The following is a 9473-nucleotide window of genomic DNA, read 5'->3' on the forward strand; positions in this document are numbered from 1 at the left end:
CGCTTCAAGCCCGATTCGCTCGAATACAAAGTGATCAGCCAGTGGATCGCACAGGGCGCGCCTCGCTCTCCGGAGAACGACCCCGCCTTTATCGGACTTGAAGTCTATCCCGCCTCAGCCACGCTGCTGCCCGCCGCTGAACAGCAGCTGGTAGTTCGCGCGAAGTACTCGGACGGCAATGTTCGCGACGTCACGCACTGGGTTAAGTACTCATCCTCCGATGAAGGCGTTGCTTCGGTAGATGACAACGGCCACGTCAAGATGAACGGACCCGGAGAAGCGGCCATCACTCTCTGGTATCAAAGCCGCGTACTCTATTCGCGGCTGAATGTTCCTTACGATAGCCACATCGATCCAACCATCTACTCTAAGTTTGATCGCCACAACTACATCGACGATTTCGTCCTGGCCAAGTTACAAGCCCTGAACATCGCGCCTTCCAAAACGGCGGATGACGCCACGTTCCTGCGCCGGGCCTATCTCGATGCGGCTGGAATCCTGCCTACCTCCGAAGAAGTCGAGACTTTTCTCGCGGATACTTCCCCCGACAAACGCGCCAAAGTCATCGATTCGCTGATGGCACGCGATGAATTCGTCGATTATTGGACTTATAAGTGGTCCGACCTCCTGTTAGTCAGCACGCGCAAGCTAGCCCCCAACGCCGCGCGCTCTTACTACAACTGGATTCACGACAGCGTGAAGGCCGATAAGCCCTGGAACCGCATGGTGAATGAAATCTTCACCGGAACCGGCGATACTCTCGAAAACGGCGCGCTGAATTACTTTGTCCTCCACAAAGACCCGATCGATCTAACCGAGAACGCGACCCTCGCGTTCATGGGCCAGCGCCTCACTTGCGCCCGCTGCCACAACCATCCGCTCGAAAAGTGGACCCAGAATCAGTATTACGAGCTGGCCAATCTCTTCTCGCGCGTTGGCTTGAAGGATGGCGCGCAATCGGGCGATGTCGTCGTTTTCGCCAAGACTTCCGGTGAAATCAATCACCCGCGCCTGTTCAAGCCGCTCCCGCCCACTCCGCTCGATGGCACGCCGTTGTCGCTGACCTCTACCGAAGATCGCCGCCTCGCGTTCGCTAAGTGGCTGACTTCGCCGGATAACCATATGTTCTCCCGAGCTATCATCAACCGCGTCTGGGCCAACTTCATGGGTCGCGGTTTGGTCGATCCGGTAGATGATCTGCGCGCCACCAATCCGGCTTCGAACGAAGAACTCTTCGCCGCGCTCGATAAAGACTTCGTCGCGAACGGATACGACATCGACCGCCTGATTAAGACGATCATGAATTCCGCGACCTACCAGCTCTCGGCGGAATCCAACTCCACCAATTCCTTCGATAACAAATACTATTCGAAGTACATCGTTAAGCGGCTGCCGGCTGAGGTCTTACTAGACGCGATGTCGCAGGTAACCAACGTCCCGACTAAGTTCGACGGTTACGCACTCGGTCTTCGCGCGGACCAACTTCCGGATGTGCGCGTAAAATCCGAGTTCCTCACATCGTTCGGACGTCCCCCTCGTATCCTGTGCGATGCCGCCGAGCGCTCGCAAGCGCCCAGCGTAGCCCAGGCGCTCCACGTAATCAACGGCGATACGCTAAACCAAAAACTGAGCGCGCCCGAGGGCTTCGCGGCCTTGGCGGTCAAGCTGGGGCTTTCCGATTCGCGTCTCCTCGATATCGTCTTCCTGTCTGCCTATAGCCGCTATCCAACCGACACCGAAGAGCATGAACTACTCGCGGCCCTGGCCTCGGCGCGCGACAAGACCGGACCACCCGACCGCCAGGCTGACACCCGCCGTAAAGCCGTCGAGGACATGATGTGGGCTTTGCTTTCCAGCAAGGAGTTCCTCTTTAATTACTGACATGAAACCGCTCCTCGTCTTAAGTACATGCGCCATTCTTTCAGCCGCCGTTCCCGTCCCGAACATCACGCCAACGCACCCCGTCAAAGCCCAGATTAGTGCAGTGGCTTGGAGTCCGGATGGCAAGTTACTCGCGCTCGGCACTTACCAGGAAGTGCGCTTAGTTGACCCAGCCACCAGCAGGGTCACGGTAGTCCTCAAAGGCCCGGTCGAACAGGTACGCAGTGTTGCCTTCTCGCCGGATGGGAAGCGTATCGCCGCTGCGGGCGGTCTCCCCGCGCGTTCCGGTGAAGTCAAAGTGTTCGACCTCGAATCGCAGAAAGAGCTGTTCACCATCAAGGGCCACAGCGATTGTATCTACTCGGTCGCCTACTCGCCCGACGGCAAAACCATCGCCACGGCCAGTTACGATAAGTTGATTTATCTCTGGGATGCGGACACGGGCAAACAAATTCGTCGACTCAAAGACCACATCGACGCGATCTACTCCATCGCCTTCACGCCCGATGGCAAACGGTTAGTCAGCGCGTCAGCCGATCGCGGCGTAAAGATATGGGACCTCGCCACCGGAGAGCGTATCTATACTCTCAGCGATGCGGCCGACGGTTTGAACACGATTGCTGTCTCACCGGACGGTAAGTATGTTGCTGCCGGAGGTTATGACAAGACGATCCGCATCTGGAAGATGGGCGAGAAGAGCGCAACCCTCGAACATTCCCTGATCGCTCACGAAGATGCCATCCTCTCGCTCACTTTCTCGCCGGATGGAAAAACCCTGCTCTCCAGCGCCGCCGACCGCACGCTCAGGACATTCGATGCGGCCACCCTCAACGAAACGTACACCTTTCCCGCGCAGCCCGATTGGGGCCTGGCGGTTGCTTACTCGCCGGACGGAAAACACATTGCAGTCGGGCGTTTCGACGGCTCTTTCGTAATCCTCGAACCCACGAAAGGAACGAAGCTCTAATGCGTCTCGGATGGCTATTGCTACTTGCCGTAACCGGCTTCGCGGCCGAGGACTCCCCGTCCGGCACGCGCATGACCCCGCCTACCCTGCGCGAAATTTCCCCACTGGGCATACCCCGCGGCGGCACTTTCGAACTAACCGTCAACGGCTATAACTTAGCCAAAGCTTCCGCCATCTACTTCAGCGATCCTTCTGTAACCGCCGCTATTACCCGCATCCGCGACCTGACGGACCAGGACGATGTGCGTCTGGGCGGCAACGGCACCCCCCTCACCATCGATCTCGGACCCCTTCCCGTCCGCAGCGAAATCACCGCGGATATCCAGGTAGCAGCCAACGCCCCGCTGGGCCCCGTTCGCTTCCGCGTTCTTACTCCGCTCGGCCTGTCCCCGCAAGGCACCGTTGATATCGAGCCCTATTGGGGAGAGGCCGGCGACAAAGAACCGAACGACACAATAACCGACGCAACCGTGGCCGGCCTGCCCGCCATCCTCGTAGGCACAATCTCCAAACCAGGCGATGTTGACTACTACAAGATCGAAGTAAAAGACGGTGAGCAGCTCGTTTTCGAGGACGATGGCCGCATGCTTGGTTCCTCACTGCAGAACGTCATGGCCATCGAAGATGCGAAAGGCGACACGATCACCCGGCACCGCGATGACGGAACGCCAGGCTCCAATACCTTCGCCCATAAGTTCGATAAAGCCGGCACTTACTATGTCCGCATCTCTGATTATCAGGAGAGCGGCAGTGGCAAGCATTTCTACCGCATCAAAGTAGGCGCTGTACCCGTTGTCCTGTCCGCATTCCCCTTAGGCGTACAACAAGGCAAGACGGCCGAAGTTACACTAACCGGATTTAACTTAACCGCGAACACGATAACAGTAACCGGCGAACCCAACGAAGGCGATTTTGATTCGCGCATGATGCGCGTTGCCGGCACGCGCGGCGATACAGTCAACAAACTGCGGATCGCGATTGGCCAGGAACCCGAATCTACTGTCCGCCCGGTAATCACGTCGCCGATGACGGTTAATGGCCGTCTCACCGCGCCCAGGCAGGACTTTCGCTTCCACGCCCGCAAAGGTGAAAAGCTAGTCTTCGAAGTGAACGCGGCGCGCTTGGGTTCGCCGCTCGATTCCCAACTCGAAATCCTCACGACCGACGGAAAACCCGTCGAACGCGCACTCGCGCGCGCCACCGAACAGACGTCCCTCGTCCTCCGCGATCACGACTCCGTGGGCCAGGGACTGCGTCTCGATTCCGCCGCCGGCCTGAAAGTAGGTGACTACATGATGGTCGGCACGGAGATCCTGCGCATCACGCGCGTGCCCAATTTTCCGGATGAAGATACGATCTTCGAAGGTTTCGGCGGTCGCCGCGCCGCTCTGTTCGACACCACGCCGGAAGCCCACGGCATGGATTCGCCGGCCTACAAGGTCGAAATCCACGAAGTCGGCGCGAAGCTTCCGAACAATGGCCTTCCGGTGGTGCATCTCCTTTACAAGAACGATGATGGCGGCCCCGGCTACGGCAAGGATTCCTTGCTGCACTTTACCGCGCCGGTTGACGGCGATTATCTAATACGCCTTAGCGACGTCCGTGGACTAAGAGGCGAAGACTACACTTACCGTCTAACCATCCGCGCTCCACGCCCCGATTACCGCCTTAGCTTCAGTCCGCGCAACCCCAACGTTCCCGCCGGCGGCCGCATCCCACTAACCGTAACCGCGCTCCGCCTGGATAACTTCGACGGCCCCATCAACGTAGAAGTCAAAGACCTGCCCCCGGGCGTACATGCAACCAAAGCCACGATCCAACCGGGACAGATTTCCGCCACCCTAACCCTTAGCGCCGATGCGAACGCAACTTCACCAACAGCCACGCCGTTCCGCGTCTTCGACGACAAGGGCCGCGAAGTTAACGCGGAGGATCATCTGAAACTACTCGCGGTCATCCCGCGCGCCGATGTCGATGTAACCGCCGAAACGCACGAGGTCTCGCTCGTCCCCGGCGGCCGCGCCACGATTGAAATCTCCGTCAGCCGCAACAACGGTTTCGCGGGCCGCGTGCCACTGGCGATCCGCGACCTTCCGCCCAGCGTTCGCGTCATCGATGTCGGCTTGAACGGCGTTCTGGTCAATGAGACCGAAACCAAACGCAGCTTCACGCTCGAAGCCCTCCCCGATGCCCAACCGCTCGAACAGCCGATCTACATTAGCGGCGACATCGAAACCCGCGCTGGCGGTCAACAGACCGCCTTCTTGTCCCAGCCGATCACGCTCCACCTGAAGCCCGACGACCACGCTGCCGCCACTCGTTAAGGTTCCCCTATTGATCCTGTAACCTTTTCGAAAAAGATTGCAACTTATACAGTAGACGGCTGTTACTAGTCAATACTTCGCTTCGGAATAGGGGTCTGAATGAAATCAATCGCGCGGCTGTTCACGGCTGCTTTGAGCTGTCTTCCGTTAGGAGCAGCGGTTACAATTACCGGGTTTAGTGCTTTACAGCCGTCACCGGCGCCCTTAGGCACGTCAATTACGCTAAGTGTTACTGCTACCGACACGAACCCGGGTCCACTTACTTTCCAGTTCAGCACAGCCCTCGCCCAAAGGCCGCAGTCGATCTTACGGGACTTCAACATAGGCGCCCTAGCTAACGGTGTGTGGACTAACCAGCCTGTCTCGTGGTCAACGATAGAAGGTGAAGGTCAATACACCATACAAGTTGTCGCCAAAGATTTCGTATCCGGTGAGACCGCTACGGCAAATCTCTCGTATACGTTTACTAGCCTGGTTACCAGCGGTGGTCTGACAGTCGTGCCCACAACAAATTCCCTGGTGGCGCTCGCCGCAGTGCCGCCGTGCCCCGTGGGCGACTGGGTTCGTGTCCTCTTCAACCAAACCAGCGGCCAAGGCGCTGTCACTCAGACTTCGTACCAACCCTGTCAGGCCCCCCTGAGCAGCAATTTCTATCTCGGCGGGATGTACGCGAATACCACCTACAACGTTGGCTACGAGATTGAACGATTTGTCGCCGGCTCGCCCGAACCCTGGCTCCGAACGGCAACGTCAGGCACCAGAACCGTGGCCGGACCCAGCACGGCCACCTTTACGACCGGCTCGATCCCTCCCGGATTGTCAGTGCTCGGCACGTACTCCCCTCTGACGCTTACGTCCCAGGCCGACCAGAGTAACATCTTTTTGCATTCCTACATACCGACAGTGGCTGGTTCCGAATATCAAATCTCCGCGACCGATCGAAACGGCGCGCCGATCTGGTTTTACGCGAGTACTGACAATTTCACTTTGTTGACGCGGCCTCTTGCGGCCGGGTATTTCTTCCTGCTGCAGTCAGGTCCGTCGTGGTACGAGAACTCTTTCCCTTTTAACCAATCGCTGCGCCAGATCGACCTCACCGGGAACATCGTGAAAGAAACGAACCTTGGCGTTCTCAACCAAAAGCTCGCGGCGTTGGGCGACCCCGATCTGCAGTCCTGCGGCAGTGTTCCGTTTCCCGCTGCCGTTGGCTCGGGTTGTCTCGTGCAGCTAAGTCACGACTGCATCTTACTGCCCAATGGCGATTGGGCTTTCATCGGAAGCATCGAAAAGATAGCTCCGCCGGGCACGCAGGGCGATAAGACCGGGTTGAATTTTGACGTTGTGGGCGACGCCATCATCGTCCTCGACACGAATCTGAACCCTGTCTGGTACTGGGATGCTTTCCAGCACGATGGCGGCGGCACTCAGCTGGACATCAACCGCGCGCCCCCGGCCGGTGATGTCTGCTCTCTCGGCGCGGCGGGTTGCCCGCCGATGGTTCTGATTAACAGCCCGGGCGTTGCACCGGTAGGTAGTGACTGGATGCATTCCAATTCGCTTTTCTATAACAAAGCGGATGGGAATTTCATCTTATCCGTTCGCGCACAGGATTGGGTCCTCAAGATCAATTACAGCTATGGCGTGGGCGACGGCACGATCCTTTGGCGGATGGGTCTGGACGGTGATTTCACCTTCAATAACATCGCCAATGATCCGTATCCCTGGTTCTCGCACCAGCATGACGTCGGCGTGGAAAACAACGGCGTGATGACGCTGTTCGATAACGGCAATACACGTATCTACACTTATGGGGGCAACAGCCGCGGCATGGCCCTCGATTTCGACGAGACCACGATGCAGGTAACGCCGGTGTTTGTACAGGATATCGGCTACTTTGCCTCGGCTCTCGGCACCGCGCAACTGCTGGACAATGGCGACTACTTTTTCCTCGCCGGTGTTATTCCGGGAACCGTCAACACCTACTCGCTCGAATATACTCCCACCACGGGAGCGCTCACGGGAACCGAAGTGCTCGATCTCCAGGGCGACGTTGCCATTTACCGCTGCTTCCGCATGTTCGACTTATACTCGCCGCCTCCGACCTAGGTCGAGACTACCGCTTGCTGACGCGCGCGGCTCTGTAGACTCAGTGCGTTAGTGAGTTCGGCATGACCCCGTCGGTTCGCAACCAAAGATGCTCCGGGTGGAACGGTGTATGTTGAGGGTCATTTTCGAGGGAACAACGACGCTGACGGAGCGGTTACCATCACGAGCTGCCAGGTTCTACAATGAGCGGATGCGGCGTCTGATCGTCGGTATCAGCGGGGCTAGTGGAATCGTCTACGGAGCGCAGGCCCTTTGCGCGCTCCGCAAGCTACAGATTGAAACGCATCTGGTCGTCTCCAGCGCCGGTGAGCGGACGCGCGCTTCCGAAACCTCGCTCTCTCAAAACGATCTGCGTGAACTCGCTTCCGTGTACTATCCTGCCGCCGACATTGGCGCGCCGATCGCCAGCGGTTCGTTCCAGACCATGGGTATGCTGGTCGCTCCCTGCTCGATTCATACGCTGTCCGAGATCGCGACCGGAGTTACCGGCAACCTGCTTACCCGCGCGGCGGATGTCTGCCTGAAGGAGCGCCGCCGGCTGGTTCTGCTGCTGCGGGAGACCCCGCTGCACCTCGGTCACATTCGCAGTATGCTGGCGGTCACCGAAGCCGGCGGGATCGTAATGCCTCCAGTCCCCGCCTTCTACGCGCAGCCTAAGACCATACAGGACATCGTTGATCATACGGTCGCCCGCGCGCTCGACCTGTTCGGGCTGGATACCCAGACATTCCCACGATGGGGGGAGGATAGGAGAATAGAAGAGTGAAAGCCCTCCTTTTATTCGTCGCGTGTACAGCCGCGGCGCAAAGCCCGTTCGTCCCACTGGAGAGTTGGAAGGCGGCGGTGGATTCGGCCGATGCTCCCGCCCTCGCGCAGCTCTACAGCAAGACAGCCCGCGTGCTCGTCGGCAAAGAAGACACGACGCTGCCGAACGAGGTGCGGTATTGGACCGGGTTGAAAGCCTCCGGCGTTGTCGGGATCGATCCCAAGCTTCTGGAGATCTCGGCGGACGGCGATCGAACGAGGCTCGTCTTGCGGGTCCAGGCGTTCAAGGGATATGGAGCGTTAGTCGCATCCATGACTCAGGTGTGGGAGAAGCAGCCCGACGGATGGCGGCTTACAGCTACCCAGCGCTCTGACTTCCGTCCCGATCCCGGCCGCAAGTTGCCCGAGCCGGCGAAGCCGAACACGCGGCTCTATCCCGAGCCGAATGAAGCCCCCGCTGAACTGGACGCAGCCGCGGCGGCAGCCGCACGCGGAGGCAAGCGCATCCTGGTCGTGTTCGGAGCGAATTGGTGCTATGACTGCCAGGTGCTCAACACGACGTTCCACGCCAAGGAGTTCGCGCCGCTTGTCGACGACAACTTTGTCGTGGTTCACATCAACGTCGGTGACGACGGCAAGGAGAACAACGACTTAGCCGCGCACTTAGGCGTCAATCTGGATAAAGGGATTCCGGCTCTCGCGGTTCTTGCTCCGGACAAACACGTCATCTTCGCGCAACGCGATGGAGAGTGGGAGTCTACGGTCAAGATCGGCCCGGATGACATCCGGGCCTTTCTGGAGCGCTGGAAACCGACGAAAACGCCGGGTAGCTAACTAACAATCCGCGGATCGTCGCGCCTTTGCCGCTGCTCGCTAAGAAGCGCCTCGAGCAGAGCCGGTACGCGTTCACTAGAACAATCCGTGCTCAAGCCTGCCTAGTCTTTCCGTTACCTTTTAAAGCTCGGACCGGAGTACCAAGCCACCGCATTGCTCGATCGTTATCGCCGATTACCTCAGTCGCGCGGGCGATAACGAAAGCAACATCGGTCTGGGTCGCCACCATACACCCTAGTTAGAACGTGTAGAGCAGCGTACCCGGTATAGGATCGGCCGGACTGGTCTCAACGTCACCAGCCAGAACCGGCTGCGCTTCAGCATCGCTGCCTACCGGCCGGTAATAGATGCCCGTCTCGCCCAGAAAGACTTCAAGTTCACCTGGTCGCGGGAGTTGCCCTTGAATGAGCGCTTCCGACAACGGATCCTCGATGTACTTCTGGAGCGCCCGGCGTAGCGGACGCGCGCCGTAGCTCCGGTCGCCGAGTGTCTTCTCGATAATGTACTTCGCGGCGTCGGTCGATAGCTTGATCTTGAGCTGTTTCGCGACCAGGTTGCCGTTGATCTGACCCACCAGCAGTTCGATGATCTTCAGC

General features: G+C 58.6%; 6 protein-coding genes and 1 pseudogene. 6 read left to right on the forward strand and 1 reads right to left on the reverse strand.

The window, feature by feature from the left end:
• The 6 genes from H1Y01_RS02530 to H1Y01_RS02555 all read left to right on the forward strand — a co-directional run.
• A partial coding sequence (locus H1Y01_RS02530) for a DUF1549 domain-containing protein (RefSeq protein WP_180538523.1) occupies positions 1-1881 on the forward strand: 1881 nt, incomplete at its 5' end.
• Between the two features lies 1 nt (position 1882).
• A complete protein-coding gene (locus H1Y01_RS02535; RefSeq protein ID WP_180538524.1) occupies positions 1883-2848 on the forward strand; it encodes a WD40 repeat domain-containing protein in 966 nt (321 codons plus the stop codon).
• On the forward strand, positions 2848-5172 hold the full coding sequence (locus H1Y01_RS02540; protein ID WP_180538525.1) for a COG1470 family protein: 2325 nt from the start codon (positions 2848-2850) through the stop codon (positions 5170-5172). The genes H1Y01_RS02535 and H1Y01_RS02540 overlap by 1 nt, the downstream gene beginning before the upstream one ends.
• A gap of 99 nt (positions 5173-5271) precedes the next feature.
• Entirely contained in the window at positions 5272-7278 is a 2007-nt protein-coding gene (locus H1Y01_RS02545) for an aryl-sulfate sulfotransferase (RefSeq protein WP_180538526.1), read from the forward strand.
• A 190-nt stretch (positions 7279-7468) separates the two neighbouring features.
• On the forward strand, positions 7469-8044 hold the full coding sequence (locus H1Y01_RS02550; protein ID WP_180538527.1) for a UbiX family flavin prenyltransferase: 576 nt from the start codon (positions 7469-7471) through the stop codon (positions 8042-8044).
• Positions 8041-8877, forward strand: a complete 837-nt coding sequence (locus H1Y01_RS02555; RefSeq protein ID WP_180538528.1) for a thioredoxin family protein — start codon at positions 8041-8043, stop codon at positions 8875-8877. Before H1Y01_RS02550 ends, H1Y01_RS02555 begins: the two co-directional genes overlap by 4 nt.
• Before the next feature lie 238 nt (positions 8878-9115).
• On the opposite strand, the pseudogene H1Y01_RS02565 reads toward H1Y01_RS02555, so the two are convergent.
• A pseudogene (locus H1Y01_RS02565) lies at positions 9116-9473 on the reverse strand (ATP-dependent Clp protease ATP-binding subunit ClpC); the annotation flags it as partial.

The organism is Nevskia soli (genome assembly GCF_903970205.1).
Lineage (GTDB): Bacteria > Acidobacteriota > Terriglobia > Bryobacterales > Bryobacteraceae > Bog-113.

What these genes read in the sequence shown, in the direction of transcription:
- H1Y01_RS02535 (WP_180538524.1), top strand. Translation starts at nt 1,883, where the DNA reads ATGAAACCGCTCCTCGTCTTAAGTACATGCGCCATTCTTTCAGCCGCC.
- H1Y01_RS02540 (WP_180538525.1), top strand. Translation starts at nt 2,848, where the DNA reads ATGCGTCTCGGATGGCTATTGCTACTTGCCGTAACCGGCTTCGCGGCC.
- H1Y01_RS02545 (WP_180538526.1), top strand. Translation starts at nt 5,272, where the DNA reads ATGAAATCAATCGCGCGGCTGTTCACGGCTGCTTTGAGCTGTCTTCCG.
- H1Y01_RS02550 (WP_180538527.1), top strand. Translation starts at nt 7,469, where the DNA reads ATGCGGCGTCTGATCGTCGGTATCAGCGGGGCTAGTGGAATCGTCTAC.